The sequence below is a fragment of the Marinobacter sp. L-13 genome (assembly GCF_056857715.1).
Window position 1 is genome coordinate 91,708 of record NZ_JBSXNQ010000051.1, and the last position, 19,346, is coordinate 111,053.

The following is a 19,346-nucleotide window of genomic DNA, read 5'->3' on the forward strand; positions in this document are numbered from 1 at the left end:
CCAGGCTATACGGATTTCTTCACAGTGAGGGATGGCGTGGCCGGTTTCTTGTCTAACAGGTGACTGGCCAGGGCAACACCCGTTTCACTCATGGTGAGATAGGTATCATCGGCGCCGGCTTCGCAGATTTGCTTTGCTTCATCGGCATACAACGTGTGCGCAACAATATAGCCCTTGAACCCCAGCTTTCTGAGCATTCGTGCGGCAATCAATTTGCCCTCAATATCGCTCATCGCGAGAATGACTGCTTCAACGGATGGCATGTGCAGCCCCTCCCAGAAGGTCGTGTCCTCTGCGTCGGCGAATACGGCATTTCGACCGGCTTTCTGGTGTTTTTCGACTTTTGCGGGATCCGAGTCCAACCCCATCAGGTTCTGTTCGGATTCTTTCAGCCAATCGTAGGCGGCGGTTCCGGTTCGCCCCATTCCCATTACCAGAAAACGGGTGTTGGCCAGGGAGATCGGTTGTTCGTCCGGATGGCGTTTGTGACTTTCAAAGGTTCCAAGTCGATGGCTTATCCGCTCGAAGAGTGGGTGGGCAAACCGGTTCAATGGTGCGGATATAACGAATGACAGCGACACCGTAATTGCCAGGGGAACCAGCCACTCGGGCAAGGCCACGCTCGCAACAATTAACCCGAACTCGCTGTAGTTGGTCAGTGACAGGGCCGAGAGGAAGCTGCTTCGCGAGCGCAGCCGGAACAGAATCAACAGGAAGAAGAACAGAATGCCTTTGAGGGGCAATACCAGTGCCGCAATCACGGCAAACATGATCGCTTCCTGGTCCGGCAGACCACCGATTCCGATTTGCAGGAAAAATCCCACAAGGAATACTTCCTTCACGCTCCATAGGGATTTGGCGAGTTCCTGAGAGCGCGGATGGTTTGCCAGCATGGCACCGAAAACCAGTGCGCCCAGTTCCGAGCTGAGGCCGACCGCCTCGAAGCCAAGCCCGCCGACAACAAGCGCAAGCAGAAGCCCCAGGAGAACCAGCAGTTCATCGTGGCCACTGGCATCCAGCAGCCTGAACAGGAGAGGTCGAAGCAGCGGCAGCCCGAACACAATCAGCGCCCACTCGGAGGGGGTTTTCCCGGCCGCCAGGCTCATAACGACCAGGGCAATCAGATCCTGCATGATCAGGATGCCGATGGCGACCCGGCCGTGGAACGCCCGCAGTTCCCGTTTGGATTCAAGCACCTTGGCTGCCAGGACTGTGCTCGAGAAGGACAGGGCAATGGCCAGCATGAACGCCGTTGACCACCCGATATCCATGAGCAGGTACAGCCCGGGTGTAAAGACCGCGCAGGTAATCCCGAAATGCAGCAGGCTGCCGCCAATAACCTCCGGGCTGACGATGGAGCGAAGCTTCAGCTTCAGCCCCACGGTAAACAGCAACAGGAGTACGCCAAGATGCGCAATGTGCTGGAGAACGTCGGTCTCCTCGATCACCACACCGGTGGCTTCGGCGATGCCACTGAGCACAAAGCCGGCAGCCAGGTAGCCAACAAGAGGGGGGAGGCCAACAAGCTTGACCAGCAGGCCAAGGCCGAAGGCAAAGGTAATCCAGATCGCTTCAGGCATGGGATATCAGTTCGGACGTCAAAAGCACAATGGTTGTTAGGCTACCCTGTTTTGCGGTGCCCTTGTAGTCGCTGAAGGTGGAATGCGGAAACTATTGCTCAAATGAGCCTCACTCGACCGGCTGCCCGATAAAGGTCCGGAACAGTTCTGCGGATTCCGCCGGGGCCTCCACCATCGGTGCGTGGCCGATACCGTCCATCAGTTCCAGCCTGGCATTCGGGATTGCTGCTGCGAACACCTCGCCGTTTCGGTAGTTGATCACCCGGTCTTCCTTGCCCCAGATGATCAGGACCGGGGCCTGAATCCTGGTGATGGCATTGCGGAAGTCCGACTCGAAACCGGCATCACGAATCGCCGCAAAAATGACCTCGTTGATGTCTCGATTGGCGATGGCCCGCTCTTCCATCACGCCCATGATCGGCCAGGGCACAAAGGGCTCTTTCTCGAGAGCGAACTCCATGAGCCGCTCGAAGTCACCGGGCTTTTTGGGGATCAGGGGGTTGTCCCCCTCCATCACAAGATCCACCAGTTCGCTTTCATACTCGAGAATGCCCGCGGGGTCGAACAGCACCGCTGATTTCACTTTGCCGGGATAGTTGGCTGCATAGAGTGCGGTAATCGCACCTCCCATGGAATTTCCCATGATGTGGGCATCCTCGACCGACAGTGCCTCCAGAATCTTTGCGACGTAGCCTGCCTGATCTTCCAGGCGGTAGCCGATGTCGAGGGGCTTGCTGCTGTCACCATGCCCCGGCAGATCGATCGCATAGACATTGAAGTCGTCGGTCAGGTGGCCGGCCAGACGGGTCCAGTTGTCCTTGTTGGCCCCGAAGCCATGGATCATGACGATGGTGTCGCCTGCGCTCATTTCCTGGTTCCTGAGATAGGCGATGTCAAGGTTGCCCACTGCCACGCTCGCCGCCTCCAGACCCGCCGATGATCGTTCAAAATCAATCGCGGTCTGGTAGATGTCCTGACGAGAGCAGGCACTGAACAGCAGGGAAGCGGCCAGTATGATCAGCAGGTATACCGGTGACGGGCGGCGCATCGAAGGGACTCCTTTGGGCGATGTGGTCGGAACTTTGTGTCCGCAGTCTACCTTACTCTCGGGCCGGAGAATGGGAATTGCTTCCCCTGCCCGGCATAAAAAAAGACCCGGCCAACGGGCCGGGTCTCATCAGTGGGCCATTCACAGCGGGTTCGCCCGGAAACCAGGCCAACCCGGTCATTCGTCAGAAATTAACGCTTAACCCCAGTGAAGCGGTGCGCGGCAGGTTCGCCATGGCGCCATCGGGCAAACGTGAGACAATTTGCTGTTCATCGAACAGGTTGTCCACTTTCAGGAAGACATCGGCACTGGCGGTCAGTGCGTAGCGGCTGATGAAATCGACCAGGAACAGGGACTCGGTCTCGTCCAGTTTCGTGGCGGTGTTGTTGCATCCCGCGCTGACACACATCTCATCGACGTAGGTGGCCACAAGGTAGTTGTCCCAGCCACTCGGGTGTTCCATGCCTGTCCGGAAGCTCATCTGGTTTTCAGGTACGTCCTTGAGCTGCTCGCCTTTTTTCAGGCCCGAAGCGGCATTGTCCTTGCTGATTTCCGCCTGGGTAAAGGTGTAGGTAAGGCTGACCGGAAGGTAGAACTCGCCTGCCCGGGTGCCGGTCTGGAGCTGGAACTCAACACCGGAAATTTCAGCCTCGCCGGTTACAAAACTGCCAGAGGTGGCGCCATTGCTGCACGGCGAGCCCACGGAACAGTTTTCGGCCTTGTTGGAGAAGTCGCTGTAGAAGCCGATCATTTCCGCGAAGAACGCATTGCCAAAGTACCGGAGGCCGGCCTCCCAGTTCTTGCTGGTTTCCGGATCTTCGTTTGCCTTGGCACCACCTCCGAGAGGGGAGAAACCCCGGTGCACGCCACCCAGAACCTGCCAGCTTTGGGACAGGTCATAGGTAAAGGAAGCGCCGGGCAGGAGTTCAGCACTGTCATTGGCGCGGGTGCTGTCGACGGTTGTGCGGCCGGGATCCGCGTATTGGGTGCGGCTGGTCTGTACATCCTCGTAGCGCAGGGCGAGGTTAACGCTGAGCTTGTCCGTCGCCTGCCAGGTGTCGAGCGCCCAGAAGCTCAGGGCTTCGCCGGTCTCAAAGCGATTATTGCTGCCCGTGGGGGCGACAGTGTTCTGGAACACCAGAGAGCCGTTGACCTGGTCATAAACATCGACCGGCTGGAAACGATCCATTTCATCTTCGTGGTAGCGGGCGCCGAAATCAAACTGGTGGCTGCCCATGTCGACATCAAAGTTTACCTGCACGCCCTCGGACAGGTAGTCCCTGGCGTTGTTTTTGTAATCCAGGCCGCTGGCGTCAACTGTGCCGTCCAGAATACCCTGGGCATTGGCGTCGCCGCCGTTTGCCGAGTCGATGATGCTTCCGCCGCCGCTGAGCTTGAACCAGTTCCGCTTGAAGTCGTTGCGATAGAGGGTGGCCGTGCTGCTTACGGTATTACTCCAGTCGAACTGATGGGTCAGGCTGATACCGGAGTGGGTATTGTTCATCTGGTCGATGCTGGACAACCCGTAACGCCGGTTCGGATCCTGGCTGAAGTCCGCATCGGTCAGGCCGAGGTAACTGGAGTTGGAGGTTTCCTCGGAGTATTGCAGCTTGGCGGTCACGCTCTGGCGCTCTCCCTGCCAGCGCAGCTTGCCGACATAGTCTTCGATATCAAAGCCGGTATCGCGGTTACTGCGGTCAATCTCCTTGAAGCCTTTCGCGGAGCGCTGGACGGTCTCAAGCAGGTAGCCCCAGTCGCCGGCCGTGTCACCATAGGTTACATGAACGTCGGTGGAGCCGCGGTCGTTGGTGACTGTCTCAACATAGCCCTGCCGCTGATCGGGAATGGGTGTGGAAATCAGGTTGATGACACCACCGGTGGTTTGCGGGCCATAGCGCAGCAGCGGGGCACCCTTGAGTACTTCCAGCGAGGACATGCGCTTCAGTGTCGGAAAATAATAGGCGGCCGGATTGGAGTAGGGCGCCGGTGCGATCAGAATGCCATCTTCCATCAGGGTAATATTACTGCTGCGCTCGGCCGTGGCGCCGCGGATGCCGATATTGGGGCGCAGGCCCAGGCCTTCTTCTTCCCGCACATAGACGCCCGGGACGGTTTTCAGCACCTGGTTGATGTCGGTCTCAACCTCGGTTTTCAACTGCGCCTCACCAACGACGTAGCCTGACCCTGGCAAGGTCTGGGCTGCGGACGCATCGCCAATGATTTCCATGGGTTCAAGCATCTGGGGCTGATCATCGCCGACTGCCCAACTGGCGCCCGGGGCAAGGCTGACAGCCACGGCCAGTGATAAGCGGGAAGGTTTAAACATGTGGTTAATCTCCATTACCATTTGTTTTTCGAAATGTAAGTGACAATCATTACTATTACGTTCGGGCGAAACTTTACGGTTCCGTAACTATAAAGTCAATAGTCAGTGCTTATGACGCAGGCAGGTGTCAGGTCAGGCGAAGAAATCCCCGGTCGGCCGGGGATTGAGAATAGGATCGGATCGGTCGGCCAGGCTCAGTGGGTCTCGCGGCCGATGGCGCGGTGGCCGATGTCCTTGCGATAAAACACGCCATCCCACCGGATCCGGGAGGCCAGCTCATACGCACGCTTCTGTGCTTCGGTGACGGTATTGCCCAGAGCCGTGGCGCAGAGCACCCGACCGCCGTTGGTAACCACCTGGTCTCCGTTGAGACGGGTGCCGGCGTGAAACACTTTCTCGCCTTCGGTCTCGGTGTCCGGCAGGCCGGAAATGGCGTCGCCCTTGTTATAGCTGCCCGGGTAACCCCCGGCTGCCAGCACGATACCGACGGAGGCGCGGTCATCCCATTCGGAATCGCACTGGTCGAGCTTGCCGTCGATGGCCGCGTCGCAGAGTTCCACAAGGTCCGACTTCATCCGCAGCATGATCGGCTGGGTTTCCGGGTCGCCAAAACGGCAGTTGAACTCGATCACCTTGGGGGTGCCGCTGTTGTCAATCATCAGGCCGGCGTAGAGGAACCCCTTATAGGGATGGCCCTCGGCCGCCATGCCGCGCACGGTCGGATAGATCACTTCATCCATGATGCGCTGATGAACATCCGCGGTCACCACCGGGGCCGGCGAGTAGGCGCCCATGCCACCGGTATTGAGACCGGTGTCGCCGTCGCCCACGCGTTTGTGATCCTGGGAGGTGGCCATGGCCAGAACGTGCTCGCCATCCACCATCACGATAAAGCTGGCTTCTTCGCCTTCCAGAAACTCTTCGATGACGACACGGCTACCGGCATCACCAAACGCGTTCCCGGCCAGCATGTCGCGGATGGCATCTTCGGCTTCTTCCAGGGTCATCGCAACGATCACGCCTTTGCCGGCAGCCAGGCCATCGGCTTTGACGACGATTGGAGCGCCCTGCTGGCGAACATAGGCCAGGGCTTCGTCCACATCAGTGAAGTTGCCGTAGCCGGCTGTCGGGATTTTGTGGCGCGCCAGAAAATCCTTGGTGAAAGCCTTGGAGCCCTCAAGCTGGGCAGCGCCGGCACTCGGGCCGAAAACCCTCAGGCCACGCTGCTCAAATTTGTCGACGATGCCTGCAACCAACGGCGCCTCCGGGCCGACGATGGTAAGCCCGACATGATTGGTGGCGGCGAAGTTGGCGAGACCGTCCAGGTCCATCACGTCGATGTCGACATTTTCCAGGCCGGTTTCCCGTGCCGTGCCGGCGTTGCCGGGCGCCACGAAAACACGGTCTGCCTTGGGGGATTGCGCGGCTTTCCAGGCCAGGGCGTGTTCGCGGCCGCCGGAGCCAATAACGAGAATATTCATGGTGATAACCCCTCAGTGCCGGAAGTGGCGCATGCCGGTGAAGACCATCGCGATGCCGTGTTCGTTGGCCGCATCAATCACTTCCTGATCGCGCATGGAGCCACCAGGCTGGATGACAGCGGTGATACCAGCCGCCGCAGCAGCGTCAATGCCGTCGCGGAACGGGAAGAAGGCATCGGACGCCATGACCGACCCTTTCACTTCCAGGCCCTCGTCGGCGGCCTTGATACCGGCAATCTTCGCGCTGTAAACACGGCTCATCTGGCCAGCGCCGACGCCGATGGTGCGACCCGCCTTGGCATAGACAATGGCGTTGGATTTGACGTATTTAGCCACTTCCCAGGCAAACAACAGGTCGTTGAGTTCCTGCTCGGAGGGCTGGCGCTCAGTGACCACCTTGACGTCCTCCATGGCCACCATGCCCAGGTCCCGGTCCTGAACGAGCAGACCACCGGTTACACGCTTGTAATCCATGGAACGGGCACGGTCGCCGTCAAACTCGCCGCACGCAAGCAGACGCACGTTCTTCTTTGCGGCTACCAGTTCCACTGCTTCCGGAGCAACGGTCGGCGCGATGATCACTTCCACAAACTGGCGATCAATGATGGCTTTGGCAGTTTCCGCATCCAGCTCACGGTTGAAGGCGATGATGCCACCAAAAGCCGATGTGGGGTCCGTGGCGAACGCCAGGTCGTAGGCCTGACGGATATCGGCGCCGATCGCCACACCACAGGGATTGGCATGTTTGACGATCACGCAGGCCGGATCCGCGAAAGGCTTCACGCATTCCAGGGCGGCATCGGTATCGGCCACGTTGTTGTAGCTGAGCTCCTTGCCCTGAAGCTGTTTGGTCGTGGCCACGCAGGCTTCCTTGGGGTTGCGCTCGGCGTAGAATGCGGCGCGCTGATGCGGGTTTTCGCCATAACGCATGTCCTGGACCTTCACGTACTGGGCGTTGAAGGTGCGGGGGAAATCAGCGTTGTCGTTATCCGGCGTGCGGCCGCCCAGATAGTTGGCGATGGCGCCATCGTAGCCAGCGGTGTGCTCAAACGCTTTTACGGCCAGATCGAACCGGGTGCTGTAGGTCAGTTGGCCATCGTTGGCCTCCAGTTCCTTGAGGACCCGGCTGTAATCACTGGCGTTGACCACGATGGCGACGTCGTTGTGGTTCTTGGCAGCAGCGCGAACCATGGTCGGACCGCCGATATCAATGTTCTCGATAGCGGTCGCCAGATCACAGTCCGGCTTTGCAACGGTCTCCTCGAAGGGGTAGAGATTGACCACAACCATATCGATAGGGCTAATGCCATGCTCGGACATCACCGCATCGTCAGTGCCCCGGCGCCCGAGAATCCCGCCATGAATCTTCGGGTGCAGGGTTTTTACACGGCCATCCATCATCTCGGGAAAGCCGGTGTAGTCGGAGACTTCGGTTACCGGGATGCTGTTTTCTTTCAGGAGCCGGTAAGTGCCACCGGTGGAGAGCAGCTCAACGCCGCGTTCGGTCAGGGCACGGCCGAAATCGACGATGCCGGTTTTATCACTCACGCTGATCAAAGCGCGACGGACGGAGGTGTTAGCCTGGTTTGCCATGGGTCACTTTCTTCGCTGGAGATGAACGAATAAGGGCCTCGCGAATGGTGTCCGGGAGGCCCTCTTCAAATCAGGGTGTCTGGATTATAGCAGACCGTACTGCTTCAGCTTTTTGCGCAGGGTCCCGCGGTTCAGGCCCAGCATGGTGGAGGCCTTGGTCTGGTTGTTGCGGGTGTATTTCATCACCTGTTCAAGCAGCGGGGCTTCCACTTCGGAAAGCACCAGCTGGTAGACCTCGGTCACCGGAGCGCCGTCCAGTTGGGCGAAGTAGTTTTTCAGGGCGACCTCAACGCTGTCGCGCAGGGTGACGGTGTTGCCGCTGCTGTTCACCGTCTGCAACTGATGGATATCATCGTTGGCCGGGGTGCTCAGGTTGTCGTTTGCCAAAGTCTCAGCGCTCATGCTGCGAATACCTCTCCATTTCGTAAGCCTGCAAAATACCGTTGAATCGTGTCTCTCTGCTCCAGCGCATCGTCGATCGCGTTGAAGCGTTTGCGGAACTGTTTACCCGGATCGTGGGACTGCAGGTACCAGCCCACGTGTTTTCTGGCAATACGCACGCCCATGGTCTCACCATAGAAAGCATGCAACGCCTGGAGATGCTCGGTCAGAATTTCCTCGACCTCATCAAGCTCCGGTGCGGCCATGTGGCTACCGGTTTCCAGGAAATGCCGGATTTCCCGGAAAATCCAGGGGCTGCCCTGGGCAGCGCGGCCAATCAGCAGGCCGTCGGCGCCGGTATGGCGAAGGACGTCCCGGGCTTTCTCAGGCGATGTAACATCCCCGTTGGCAAACACCGGAATGCTGATGCGGGATTTCACATCGGCGATGGTGTCGTACTCGGCATTGCCCTCGTATTTGTCCGCACGGGTCCGACCGTGAATGGCCACTGCCTGAATGCCGGCATCCTCCGCCATTCGGGCAATAACCAGTGCATTGCGGTTTTCCCGGTCCCATCCGGTTCGCATCTTGAGGGTGACTGGGACATCAACCGCCTGAACCACCGACTCCAGAATGTCGCGAACCAGGGCTTCATCTTTCATCAGGGCGGAACCGGCGGCCTTGTTACAGACCTTCTTGGCCGGGCAGCCCATATTAATGTCGATGATCTGGGCGCCGAATTCCGCATTCTGACGGGCGGCATCGGCCAGCATTTGCGGATCGCCGCCGGCAATCTGCACCGAGCGGGGCTCAGGCTCGCCTTCATGGTTCAGGCGGGTCTGTGATTTGCGCGTATGCCAGAGTTTGCTGTCCGCTATGACCATCTCCGACACCGCCAGACCCGCGCCCAACCTCCGGCACAAAAGACGGAAAGGGCGGTCTGTCACGCCAGCCATGGGCGCAACAATCAAGGGGTTGGGCAAAGTGTACGGCCCGATTTTTGCCGTTGGCAGCATGATCTGAGTCCGTGTCACAGCGGGTTAAGCAAAGGTCGGGCTGAGCGGTTGTTCAATAAGTAACCGATCCAGCATCCGAAGGGCGGTAATGATACCGCCGGGTGGACAATGATTGAAGGGGCTGGGCGGTGAAAAAACTGATTATTTTTCGCCCTTTCTGGTTGACTTTTGTTCTGTACGATGACCGTCGGGAATGGCTGTCGAGTGAATACTTGCTTACGGCATCAGGGTGCGTGGGGGCGGAAGAGGATGTTGTAATTCACCGCGTCACGGCCCGGATCCCGAATGTTGATGGCAATGCGAACGGGAGTATCCGTGGGCATGGCGTCCAGCTCCCGACCTTCGCCGGCCAGGTACTCCTCAGGCGTGAACAGACTCTGTGCCACCACATCGCCATTCAGGTTGGAAAAGGTGAGGGCAATGGCGGGAAAGGGTTGCTCGAAGTCGGCCCGGTTAATGATCACGGCATCGACCACCAGTTGCGAGCGATTATCCGGATCGGTCCGCACCACCAGTTTCCGGCTCTGGATGGCTTCCACATTGATCAGCGGTTTGAGTTCGCAGCCGGCCAGTTCACAGCCTTTCTCATAGAAGGGGCGCAGCTCGGGGATGGCCGACAGTCGATCGAACTGGAACCAGGTTACCTGGGCGATCAGAACACCGATCAGACCCAGTACAATCACGCTCCACACGATCGTGCGGACGCCACTTCCACCGGAATCGACAGCAACCGGCTCCCGGCGTAGATCCCGGAAGGGCGGGTCGGCATGGAACGCGTCGGCCGGTCGCTCCGGCTCATCAAAATCGAAACCGGATTCGTCCACAAAGTCATCGAACGGATCAGAATCTTTGGCCGGCCCGGTCGCCGCGGAGGAGGGTGTTCCGGTCTGCTCAAACACCGGTTCTTCCTCCAGGCTCAGCTCAGGGCGAGGTGCTGGCCTCGGCTCCGGTTCGGGAGAGGTGTCTTCAGGTTCCGGTTCGGGGGCAGGCTCGGGGCGCTGGGGGGCAGAAGGTTTTCGGGATGCTGGCTCGTCATCCTGAAGAATGGCTTCGGCCCAGCTCTCATCGACTTGCTCATCGGGGCCGTCGGTGTCAGCGTCTTTGTAATCTGTTTCGTCGCGCTCATCAAAGCTGCGGAAACTATCGCTTAACTCGTCATCGGAGAAGGTCAGCTTGGTGCCGGCGTAAGGCCCTTCCGCCGCATCTTCTTCCGGGTTATCGGCGAAGACAAAATCCTCCTCGCTGACGCCGGAGCCGGAGGTAGAGCCGGCAGGCGATGATGCACCTGCGGGTTGTGCCGGGGTGGCGGGGGTTCGTGGTTTCTCGCCACCGCCTGGGATAACCTGGTGCTCAATGGCATTGAACACCTTCATGCAGTTCCCGCAGCGCACTTTGCCCTTGGCAATGCCAAGCTGTTCTTCGGTTACCCGGAAGCGGGTCTGGCAATTCGGGCACTGTGTCTGCAGGCTGCTCTGGGTCATGCTTCTTCCTGAAAGCGACTAGGCTACGAGTTTCGGAGTTTAGTCGTTAAGACCGGTTTCGTCATCTGTCGTGGCGCCGTCCTGTGAGGCGTATCCACTCTTCCCGCTGCTCGGGCTCGTCCATGACGAACCATGGCTCATAGGCGGCCATTACTTCCCGGGCCTGGTTAGACAGGATGCCGGACAGCACCAGATCGCCGCCGGGCCTGGTCCGCGAGGCAAGATGGGGAGCAAGGCCGATCAGGGGCTGGGCCAGGATGTTGGCAAGCATGATGTCGGCTTTGGTCTCGGGCTCGTTGTCTGGCAGGAACAGGTCCAGCTTGCTGTCTTCGACACCGTTGCGGCGGGCGTTTTCCCGGCTGGCTTCGAGGGCCTGCGGGTCGGTATCGACACCAATCACATGGTCTGCGCCAAGGAGCAGGGCCGCAAGGCCGAGAATGCCGGAGCCACAGCCGTAATCGATCACCTGCTTGCCATGGGGATCCTGGCCATCAAGCCATTCGAGGCAGAGGGCCGTGGTTGGATGGGTGCCGGTACCGAAGGCCAGACCGGGGTCCAGCATCAGATTCGCCGCATCCGGGTCAGGTGCGTCATGCCAGCTCGGGACGATCCAGAGCCGCTCGCCGAATTTCAGGGGCTGGAAATCGTCCATCCAGGCCCGTTCCCAATCCTTGTCCTCAACCAGAGTGACGTCGATTTCCGGAAGGGCCTGCTGGGTTTGCTGGTGCCAGGCATCCCGGATATCGGCGCAGAGCTGCTCGATATCCCGGCCGGAATCGAACAGCCCGGTCACCGTTGTCTGGCTCCATAAAGGGGTGGTGCCGGGGTCCGGCTCATAGAGGGGCTGGTCGGCGGCATCTTCCATGGAGACGGCGTCAGAGCCCATCTCCATGAGCAGATCCTCCAGCTGATCCGCGTTGTCCGGATCAGCCGGGATCTGGAGTTGTATCCAGGGCATGATTAATCCCGCATCAGTTTCTCAAGGTAGTGGATGGTGAAGTCTACCTGTTTAAAGCCACCATCGCGTACCAGTTTCCGATGCAGTGGTTGATTGGTCTTGATGCCCTCGACCACCAGTTCGTCCAGCGCGTTCTTCATCCGGCGCCGGGCAATGTCCCTGTCGTCGCCCCAGGTGATCAGTTTGGCCACCAGGGAATCGTAGTAGGGGGGAACCGTGTAACCGCTGTACAGGTGAGAATCCACCCGCACACCATTACCGCCCGGGGCATGGAAGTGTTTAACCTTGCCGGGGCTGGGGATAAAGGTTTTCGGATCCTCGGCGTTGATCCGGCACTCCATGGCGTGGCCGGAAATCCGGATGTCGTCCTGGGTGTATTGCAGCGGAAGGCCGCTGGCAATGCGGAGCTGTTCGCGGACGATATCAACACCGGTGACCATCTCGGAGACCGGATGTTCTACCTGGACACGGGTGTTCATTTCGATGAAATAGAACTCGCCGTCCTGATACAGGAACTCGAACGTACCGGCGCCCACATAACCGATTTCCTTACAGGCATCGGTACAGGCTTTCAGGGTGCGTTCCCGGGATTCCGGATTGATGTTCGGAGCCGGTGCTTCCTCTATTACCTTCTGGTTCCGGCGCTGCATGGAGCAGTCGCGATCGCCCAGGTGAATGCAGTTGCCATGCATGTCGGCAAGTACCTGCACTTCCACGTGACGCGGGGCTTCCAGGAACTTCTCGAGGTAAACCGTCGGGTCGCCGAAGGCATTTTTGGCCTCGCTCTGGGTGATCTGGACACCCTTGAGCAGGGCCGCTTCAGAATGGACCACCTGCATCCCGCGGCCGCCGCCACCGGAAGCCGCCTTGATCATGACGGGGTAGCCAATTTCCTTGGCAATCCTCAGGGTCCGCTCTTCATCGTCGTCCAGCGGGCCATCGGAGCCCGGCACGGTCGGAACGCCGGCCTTGATCATGGCGTTGATGGCGGACACCTTGTTGCCCATCAGCCGGATAGTCTCGGCCTTGGGGCCGATGAAGCGGAACCCGCTCTTTTCCACCTGTTCGGCAAAATCGGCGTTCTCGGCAAGGAAGCCGTAGCCGGGGTGAATACCCACGGAATCGGTTACCTCGGCGGCGCTGATGATGGTAGGGATGTTCAGGTAGCTGTCGGTCGCGCTGTTCGGGCCAATACAGACAGACTCGTCGGCAAGCCGTACGTGCATCAGGTCGCGATCGACCTGGGAATGCACTGCCACTGTCTTGATGCCCAGCTCCTTGCAGGCGCGCAGAATCCGGAGGGCAATTTCACCCCGGTTTGCGATCAGAACTTTTTCTAACATGGCCATGAGTAGCTATCACCGCGTTCAGGAAATGACGACCAGGGGCTGGTCAAACTCAACCGGCTGGCCATTCTCGACCAGGATGTCCTGGATGGTGCCGCTCTTGTCGGCCTCAATCTGGTTCATCATCTTCATGGCTTCCACGATGCAGATGACATCACCCACATTGACGGTCTGGCCAACTTCCACAAACGCCTTGGCGGTGGGCGAGGGTGAGCGATAGAAAGTGCCTACCATGGGAGACTTCACGCTGTGTCCGGCCGGGGCCGCTGGCGCAGAGGACTCTTCCGAAGCCGGAGCGGACGCTGCCGGCGCCGGAGCTGGCTGCTGGGCAGGCGCTGGCGCAGGGTAGTGGCTCACGTACTGGGTGCCGGCAGCCGGTTCACGCCGGCGGGAGATGCGTACCGAATCGTCGGCCTCGTGAATCTCCAGCTCCTCGACGTCAGATTCCTCGAGCAGCTCAATCAGTTTCTTGATTTTACGAATATCCATAGTCAGTCCAGTCCCGTTTTGTCAGGTCTATCGGTGAATGCGTTTCAGGGCTGCCTGGAGTGCGAGGTCGTACCCCTGGCTACCCAGCCCACAGATAACGCCTTCGGCGATATCCGAGAAATAGGAGTGATGCCGGAACGGTTCCCGGGCATGCACGTTCGAAAGATGCACTTCTATAAATGGAATTCCCGAGGCCAGCATGGCGTCGCGCAGGGCAACGCTGGTATGGGTGAAGGCGGCGGGGTTGATGATGATGAAGTCCACGCCTTCCGCCCGCGCCTCGTGAACCCGCTCAATCAGTTCGTATTCGGCATTTGATTGCAGGTGCAGCAGATGATGCCCATGCTCTGCTGCCAGTGAGCGCAACCGGTCGTCGATGTCTGCCAGTGTCTCGTAACCATAGACCTCCGGCTCGCGGGTACCGAGCATGTTGAGGTTGGGTCCGTGGAGCACGAGAATTGTCGACATGGTTCTGTCTGCCTTGATGTCTTTTTACAGGATCGCCGATTTTAACGGCATGTTCCCCCAATGGTGCGTGCTTGTTTTGTTCAGATCAACACTTTTTGACAATCGTTCCTGTTGTCCATTGGTCGTAAAAAGCCGGCAAATGAATCGAAACGGGATCTTTCCGCTGATGACAATCATTGTCGTGAACGGCGGAACGAACTTCCATACGACGTTGGTTTCATAAAAGGTAGCAGCCGGGCAGTGACTGAGCCATGCCCGACCGAAAATTGTCTGAAAAGTCTGGGGGGAGGGATTCGGGCCGCGGCACGGCCCGGATTCAGGAATCTGCCAGGGTTACGCAGTTGCGGCCAAGCTCCTTGGAGCTGTACAGCGCACGGTCGGCCCGCTCGCACAGTGCCTGGGAAGTGTCGTCGTCCCAGGCTGCGATGCCACAACTGAAGGTGACATTGAATTCCCGGTCGCCGGCCGGTTGCTGCAACTCGGAGAATCGCTCCCGGATTTCATTGAGAACGTTCCGGGCATCGCTCGGACGGGTGTTGGGCAGGATGATGGCAAATTCCTCACCACCGTAGCGTCCGATGTGGTCGGTCTTGCGCAGGCGTTGTTTGAGGAACATCGACAGGCTGCGCAGTACCCGGTCGCCGATCGGGTGGCCAAAGGTATCGTTCACCTTCTTGAAATAGTCGATGTCGATCATCGCAAAGCACAGCGGCTGTTGTTTCTGGCGCGCCCGCACGATCTCCTGGTCCAGCAGGTGGAGGGTGTGGGTGTGGTTGAACAGGCCCGTCAGGCTGTCGCGAATCATCAGGGCCAGCAACGAGCGGGCGCGTCGCCCGCGATTGTGGATCGTGGCAATCAGGTGTTTCGGGTCGATCGGTTTGGTCAGGAAGTCGTCGCCGCCCAGGCTCATGGCATGGAGCTGTTTCGTCACGTCTTCCTCGGCCGAGAGGTAAATGATGGGCACGCTGTGAAAACGGTCCTGCTGGCGGATCACCCGGGCGATTTCCATGCCCGTACAGCCCGGCATATACATGTCCAGGATGATGATCTCCGGCGAGAACTCCTCCAGGGCGTGGATGATCTGCATCGGGTCGGTGATGATGTGGGCGGTCATACCCGCTTTCTTCAAAACCGTTTCCATATATTTCGCCTGGGCCCGGGAATCATCCAGAACCAGGACCTTGTAGGGCTCCACGGTGTTGCCGTGGGTGTAGGTCTCGATCTTTTCGATCAGTTGCCCCGGATCGACAGCAGGGTAGAAGAACTCTTCCCCGCCGCAGCGGGAAGCCTGCAGACGGGTCTCGATAGAACCGTCCTCGTCACTCATGAAAATAATCGGAATCGGCGTATCGTGTCGTTCCTGCAGGCGTTCGATGGTGGTAATGCCGGCATTGGGCGAGCCGCCAAAATTGACGTCTACCAGGATGGTTTCCGGCTTGTGCAGTGCGCAGGCTTCGGTCAGTTCATCGGCATTGGCAAAAGCGGATGCCCGGAAGCCGAAGAATTCCAGCTGCCGGATCAGGCGGGCTGCCATTTCCTGGTTGGCCAGGGCAATGTAAACCGGGGTTCGACGAAATTGGTGGGGCGCTTCAGAACTGTTGAGGTCGGTCCTGCGCAGAGTGCTCTGGGACAAGGTCTCGATGGCATCCTGCAGTTGTCGCTCGAGGCTCTCGTTCAGGGCAGATCCGGGTTCCCACTGGTTGATCAGCGCCAGCGTGGTCTGACCGGCCCGGGCGTGGCTGTCCATTTCAAACCGCTGGGCGTAGCGCACCAGTTTGTCCGTAGCCGCGGCGAACTCGTTGCGGTGGGCCGAAGCCTTGTCCCGGTCCTCGTGAATTTTCTGCCAGGTATCCAGAACAACCCGGGCCTGGGTTGTCACACGGCGTGCGAAATGCTGCCTGAGTTTTTCTTTCTGGCTTTCGTCGTTCATGTTGCTCGGGCCTGTCTCTTTTTCATTATTGGTCGTCCTTTCCCGGTGTGGACGATTTTTCAACCTTAGTCCTTTTGCAGAGTCTATAGTGTTTAATGTTGTCGGCGTAGGTTGCGCTATGTAAATGTTTGTCAACTCTGCGGTGCAGGTCACAAACACCTGGCCGGCTGGCTCACAGCCAATGCGGAGAAGCTCCCCATGGCACGGAAGCACATCCCCCTGAAGCAGACGCAACAGGGTGCGGTCACATTGCGAACCCTGCTTCTGGTGTTGACCGGAAGTCTGTTGGTTGCGGTGTTTATCACCAGCTACGGTTATTTCCGGGACTATGTCTCGGATCAGCTGGCAGGTCATGCCCGTGACGGGGCCACGGCCATCGGGTTGTCCCTGTCCAATGCCATCGACGGCCGCGATCCGGTCGCCTCCGCCTCCCTCATTGATGCGGTGTTTGATAGTGGCCGCTACCTGTCAGTCAGCTATCTGAATCATCAGGGCGAGCAGGTTGCCGGTCGGGCCATGACGCTCAATAAAGTGGCTGTCCCCGCCTGGTTCCGCGACCTCGCAGATCTTCCGCTGCCAGTTGCCGAGGCAGAAGTCGTCCGTGGCTGGAGCCGTCTGGGAACCGTGCAGGTAATCAGCCATCCCGGTCGCGCCTATGAGGACCTCTGGCGAATCACCGTCGGGTTGACTGCCAGTACTGCCGTCATCGGGGGGATTGGACTGTTTGCGGTTTTCCTTCTGCTTCGTCGTACCCTGCGCCCGCTTCATGCACTGGAGGATCAGGCAAAGGCCCTCGGGCAGCGGGATTTCAGGAGGCGGGTCTCTATCAAGTCGACCCGCGAGATCAATCAGGTGACCGACGCCATGAACCGGATGGCGGATGACCTCGGCCAGCTCTTCGAAGGCCAGGCGAAACTCATTCAGCACCTGCGCCGGGTAAACAACGAGGATTCGGTCACCGGGCTGGCCAGCCGGAGTGCCTTCGACCAGCGCCTGAAGGTGGAGGTGGAGTCCGAGGAAAAGGCGGCACCCGGAATTCTCATGCTGATTCAACTGGCCGACTTTTCGGGATATAACCAGGCCTATGGCCGGAGCGAGGCCGACCGGTTGCTGCTGAGGGTAGCAACCTGGATTGGCGAATTCGTCATGCAGCATGCCGGGTCGTTTGCCGGGCGCCGAACGGGCGCCGAATTTGCCATTTTTCTGCCCGGTGCGATGCCGGCTGATGCCGGTGTCTGGTGTCGTCAGTTGGTCACGGACCTCGATGGGGTCTATGCAGATCTTGCTTCGCCGATGGACACCTCTGTTCATGCCGGGCTGGCGAGAACCCTTGAGGGGCGTGGTGCCCGGGATCTGATGGCGGCCGCGGACGAAGCATTGCGCGCTGCCCAGAGCAGGGCCGAGAGTGGCTGCCATCTGGCTGACCCTGAGAAAGACGGCCATCACAACCTCGAAACCTGGCGGGTGATTATCAGTCAGGCGATCCGCCGGCAGGCCCTGTCGCTGTGGCTCCAGCCTATGGTGAACGAGGGCCGGCTCATGCCGGTCTATCATCAGGTGTTTTCCCGGATCGATTCCGCCGAAGGGGCCTTGAAGGCAGGCACTTTTGTACCAATGGCTGAGCGTTTCGGGCTGATCTCGGAACTTGATCGTCTGCTGGTCCAGCGGGTGCTCGATTGCCTGAAACAGAGCCCGGATCAGCCGCTGGCGGTCTCGCTTGGTAATGCCTCCGTGGCCAGCGAGGCATTTCGCACGGATTTGCTGGACCAGCTGCGGCAGGCTGGTTCGCCGGCAAGGAATCTCTGGATCGGTATTTCAGAACAGGCAATCCATCACCACCGGACCGCGGTGGGCCTACTGGTCCGGGCGTTGGGGCGACTCGGTGTTCCGGTACTGGTCGACCGCTTCGGGGTGGGAGGCGTACCGTTCAGTTACCTGAGAAATCTGAGGTTTCAGGCCCTGCGTATCGACAACAGCTTCATCCACAATATCGACACCCATGAAGATAACCGCTTCTACCTTGAGTCTGTGGTGGCCATCGCTCACAGTCGTGGCGTGAAAGTCTTCGCCACAGGAGTGGAAACTGCCGCGGAATACTCGGTACTCTGTAAACTGGGTATCGACGGGGCCATGGGTTACCATCTGGGCAGGCCGTTTGCCGCTGACAATCAACAGACAGGGGATTAAAAGTCATATGCCAGGCAAAATCAGACAGTACTTCAAGGACAAGAAAGACGATGTTCAGGATTATGCCGGCGGCAGCGGCGTAATTGGCAAACTGATTCTGGCGTTGGTTGTGGTCTACCTGCTGGTGGCGCTGGTGCTCGGCATGATCTGGAGCAGCGAGCCGGACACCTTCTCGGTGCGCGAGCACACGAGGTCGGTGGCCAACACGATGGAAAGGGAGCCCATTACCGGCTTTGCCACCACGGTCACCATGATTCGTATCGCAGAAACCCTGTTAGACAAGCCTGGTGGCTATATTTCCAACGACATTTTCCCGCCTGGACTCTGGCTGGATAACATGCCGAACTGGGAGTACGGCGTTCTGGTTCAGCTTCGGGATCTTTCGCGCGCCATGCGCAAAGACATCAGCCGCTCGCAAAGTCAGTCCGCGGAAGATCGGGATCTGACGATCGCCGAGCCCCAGTTCCATTTCGACAGCGAGAGCTGGGCAATCCCGTCTACCGAGGCCGAGTACCGTCGGGGTATTACCGCTCTGAAGCGTTACCTTGACCGGCTGTCGAGCCCGGAACAGGCCGACGCCCAGTTTTTCGCCCGAGCGGATAACCTGAGCAACTGGTTGGCGGACCTGGAGACTCGCCTGGGAAGTCTGTCCCGTACACTTGGTGAGAGTGTCGGCAAGGCATCGGTATCAGACTCGGTGATCACCATGAACTCCGGTGATCCTCTTGCTGAGGAAGCGACCGGAGAAGACGTGAAGACACCCTGGACCAAAATTGATGACGTTTTCTATGAGGCCCGCGGCAGCTCCTGGGCGCTTCTGCACATCTTCCGGGCAATTGAAGTGGATTTCCGGAAAGTGCTGCAGGACAAGAACGCCATGGCCAGCGTACGGCAGGTGATCATCGAGCTTGAGGGCGCTCAGGGCGAAATGTGGAGCCCGGTGATTCTCAATGGCAGCGGCTTTGGCGTACTGGCCAACCACTCGCTGACCATGGCCGCCTACCTTTCCCGCGCCAACTCGGCGATCAGTGACATGCGGGACCTGCTGTCCCGGGGCTGATG

General features: G+C 59.1%; 15 protein-coding genes. 2 read left to right on the forward strand and 13 right to left on the reverse strand.

Annotation, left to right across the window (positions count from 1 at the left end; all coding sequences use genetic code 11):
* Positions 1 to 5: 5 nt before the first annotated feature.
* From AC13DD_RS09345 to AC13DD_RS09405, 13 genes are all read right to left on the reverse strand, one after another.
* Complete coding sequence (locus AC13DD_RS09345; RefSeq protein ID WP_104270839.1) at positions 6 to 1,580, reverse strand: cation:proton antiporter family protein; 1,575 nt, start codon at positions 1,578 to 1,580, stop codon at positions 6 to 8.
* A 109-nt stretch (positions 1,581 to 1,689) separates the two neighbouring features.
* Positions 1,690 to 2,628: an alpha/beta fold hydrolase gene (locus AC13DD_RS09350; RefSeq protein ID WP_008170928.1), complete on the reverse strand. Its 939-nt coding sequence runs from the start codon at positions 2,626 to 2,628 to the stop codon at positions 1,690 to 1,692.
* A gap of 184 nt (positions 2,629 to 2,812) precedes the next feature.
* Complete coding sequence (locus AC13DD_RS09355; RefSeq protein WP_053113137.1) at positions 2,813 to 4,954, reverse strand: TonB-dependent receptor family protein; 2,142 nt, start codon at positions 4,952 to 4,954, stop codon at positions 2,813 to 2,815.
* A 194-nt stretch (positions 4,955 to 5,148) separates the two neighbouring features.
* The gene (gene purD / locus AC13DD_RS09360; protein WP_008170931.1) at positions 5,149 to 6,435 is read right to left on the reverse strand and encodes a phosphoribosylamine--glycine ligase; all 1,287 of its coding nucleotides are present in this window, start codon (positions 6,433 to 6,435) and stop codon (positions 5,149 to 5,151) included.
* A gap of 12 nt (positions 6,436 to 6,447) precedes the next feature.
* A complete protein-coding gene (gene purH, locus AC13DD_RS09365; RefSeq protein ID WP_482931077.1) occupies positions 6,448 to 8,028 on the reverse strand; it encodes a bifunctional phosphoribosylaminoimidazolecarboxamide formyltransferase/IMP cyclohydrolase in 1,581 nt (526 codons plus the stop codon).
* Between the two features lie 84 nt (positions 8,029 to 8,112).
* On the reverse strand, positions 8,113 to 8,430 hold the full coding sequence (gene fis / locus AC13DD_RS09370; protein ID WP_008170934.1) for a DNA-binding transcriptional regulator Fis: 318 nt from the start codon (positions 8,428 to 8,430) through the stop codon (positions 8,113 to 8,115).
* Positions 8,427 to 9,425, reverse strand: a complete 999-nt coding sequence (dusB, locus tag AC13DD_RS09375; protein WP_008170935.1) for a tRNA dihydrouridine synthase DusB — start codon at positions 9,423 to 9,425, stop codon at positions 8,427 to 8,429. The genes fis and dusB overlap by 4 nt, the downstream gene beginning before the upstream one ends.
* A 224-nt stretch (positions 9,426 to 9,649) precedes the next feature.
* On the reverse strand, positions 9,650 to 10,906 hold the full coding sequence (locus AC13DD_RS09380) for a DUF3426 domain-containing protein (RefSeq protein ID WP_092030463.1): 1,257 nt from the start codon (positions 10,904 to 10,906) through the stop codon (positions 9,650 to 9,652).
* 61 nt (positions 10,907 to 10,967) lie between these two features.
* On the reverse strand, positions 10,968 to 11,864 hold the full coding sequence (prmA, locus tag AC13DD_RS09385; RefSeq protein ID WP_008170937.1) for a 50S ribosomal protein L11 methyltransferase: 897 nt from the start codon (positions 11,862 to 11,864) through the stop codon (positions 10,968 to 10,970).
* A gap of 2 nt (positions 11,865 to 11,866) precedes the next feature.
* The gene (gene accC / locus AC13DD_RS09390) at positions 11,867 to 13,213 is read right to left on the reverse strand and encodes an acetyl-CoA carboxylase biotin carboxylase subunit (RefSeq protein WP_014578428.1); all 1,347 of its coding nucleotides are present in this window, start codon (positions 13,211 to 13,213) and stop codon (positions 11,867 to 11,869) included.
* An 18-nt stretch (positions 13,214 to 13,231) separates the two neighbouring features.
* Positions 13,232 to 13,699, reverse strand: a complete 468-nt coding sequence (gene accB, locus AC13DD_RS09395; protein WP_008170940.1) for an acetyl-CoA carboxylase biotin carboxyl carrier protein — start codon at positions 13,697 to 13,699, stop codon at positions 13,232 to 13,234.
* 27 nt (positions 13,700 to 13,726) lie between these two features.
* On the reverse strand, positions 13,727 to 14,167 hold the full coding sequence (gene aroQ, locus AC13DD_RS09400) for a type II 3-dehydroquinate dehydratase (RefSeq protein WP_008170941.1): 441 nt from the start codon (positions 14,165 to 14,167) through the stop codon (positions 13,727 to 13,729).
* 316 nt (positions 14,168 to 14,483) lie between these two features.
* Entirely contained in the window at positions 14,484 to 16,097 is a 1,614-nt protein-coding gene (locus tag AC13DD_RS09405) for a diguanylate cyclase (RefSeq protein ID WP_008170942.1), read from the reverse strand.
* A 198-nt stretch (positions 16,098 to 16,295) separates the two neighbouring features.
* Here AC13DD_RS09405 and AC13DD_RS09410 point away from each other — a divergent pair, with 198 nt between their 5' ends.
* Together AC13DD_RS09410 and AC13DD_RS09415 are read left to right on the forward strand one after the other, a co-directional pair.
* On the forward strand, positions 16,296 to 18,284 hold the full coding sequence (locus tag AC13DD_RS09410) for a bifunctional diguanylate cyclase/phosphodiesterase (protein WP_482931078.1): 1,989 nt from the start codon (positions 16,296 to 16,298) through the stop codon (positions 18,282 to 18,284).
* Between the two features lie 7 nt (positions 18,285 to 18,291).
* On the forward strand, positions 18,292 to 19,344 hold the full coding sequence (locus AC13DD_RS09415; protein ID WP_014578424.1) for a DUF2333 family protein: 1,053 nt from the start codon (positions 18,292 to 18,294) through the stop codon (positions 19,342 to 19,344).
* Positions 19,345 to 19,346 lie beyond the last annotated feature (2 nt).

Excerpts from the sequence above, each read along its gene's own strand:
- accB (WP_008170940.1), bottom strand. The coding sequence starts at position 13,699 with ATGGATATTCGTAAAATCAAGAAACTGATTGAGCTGCTCGAGGAATCT.
- AC13DD_RS09350 (WP_008170928.1), bottom strand. The coding sequence starts at position 2,628 with ATGCGCCGCCCGTCACCGGTATACCTGCTGATCATACTGGCCGCTTCC.
- AC13DD_RS09415 (WP_014578424.1), top strand. The coding sequence starts at position 18,292 with ATGCCAGGCAAAATCAGACAGTACTTCAAGGACAAGAAAGACGATGTT.
- AC13DD_RS09345 (WP_104270839.1), bottom strand. The coding sequence starts at position 1,580 with ATGCCTGAAGCGATCTGGATTACCTTTGCCTTCGGCCTTGGCCTGCTG.
- prmA (WP_008170937.1), bottom strand. The coding sequence starts at position 11,864 with ATGCCCTGGATACAACTCCAGATCCCGGCTGATCCGGACAACGCGGAT.
- aroQ (WP_008170941.1), bottom strand. The coding sequence starts at position 14,167 with ATGTCGACAATTCTCGTGCTCCACGGACCCAACCTCAACATGCTCGGT.
- AC13DD_RS09355 (WP_053113137.1), bottom strand. The coding sequence starts at position 4,954 with ATGTTTAAACCTTCCCGCTTATCACTGGCCGTGGCTGTCAGCCTTGCC.
- AC13DD_RS09380 (WP_092030463.1), bottom strand. The coding sequence starts at position 10,906 with ATGACCCAGAGCAGCCTGCAGACACAGTGCCCGAATTGCCAGACCCGC.
- dusB (WP_008170935.1), bottom strand. The coding sequence starts at position 9,425 with ATGCTGCCAACGGCAAAAATCGGGCCGTACACTTTGCCCAACCCCTTG.
- AC13DD_RS09405 (WP_008170942.1), bottom strand. The coding sequence starts at position 16,097 with ATGAACGACGAAAGCCAGAAAGAAAAACTCAGGCAGCATTTCGCACGC.
- fis (WP_008170934.1), bottom strand. The coding sequence starts at position 8,430 with ATGAGCGCTGAGACTTTGGCAAACGACAACCTGAGCACCCCGGCCAAC.
- accC (WP_014578428.1), bottom strand. The coding sequence starts at position 13,213 with ATGGCCATGTTAGAAAAAGTTCTGATCGCAAACCGGGGTGAAATTGCC.
- purH (WP_482931077.1), bottom strand. The coding sequence starts at position 8,028 with ATGGCAAACCAGGCTAACACCTCCGTCCGTCGCGCTTTGATCAGCGTG.
- AC13DD_RS09410 (WP_482931078.1), top strand. The coding sequence starts at position 16,296 with ATGGCACGGAAGCACATCCCCCTGAAGCAGACGCAACAGGGTGCGGTC.
- purD (WP_008170931.1), bottom strand. The coding sequence starts at position 6,435 with ATGAATATTCTCGTTATTGGCTCCGGCGGCCGCGAACACGCCCTGGCC.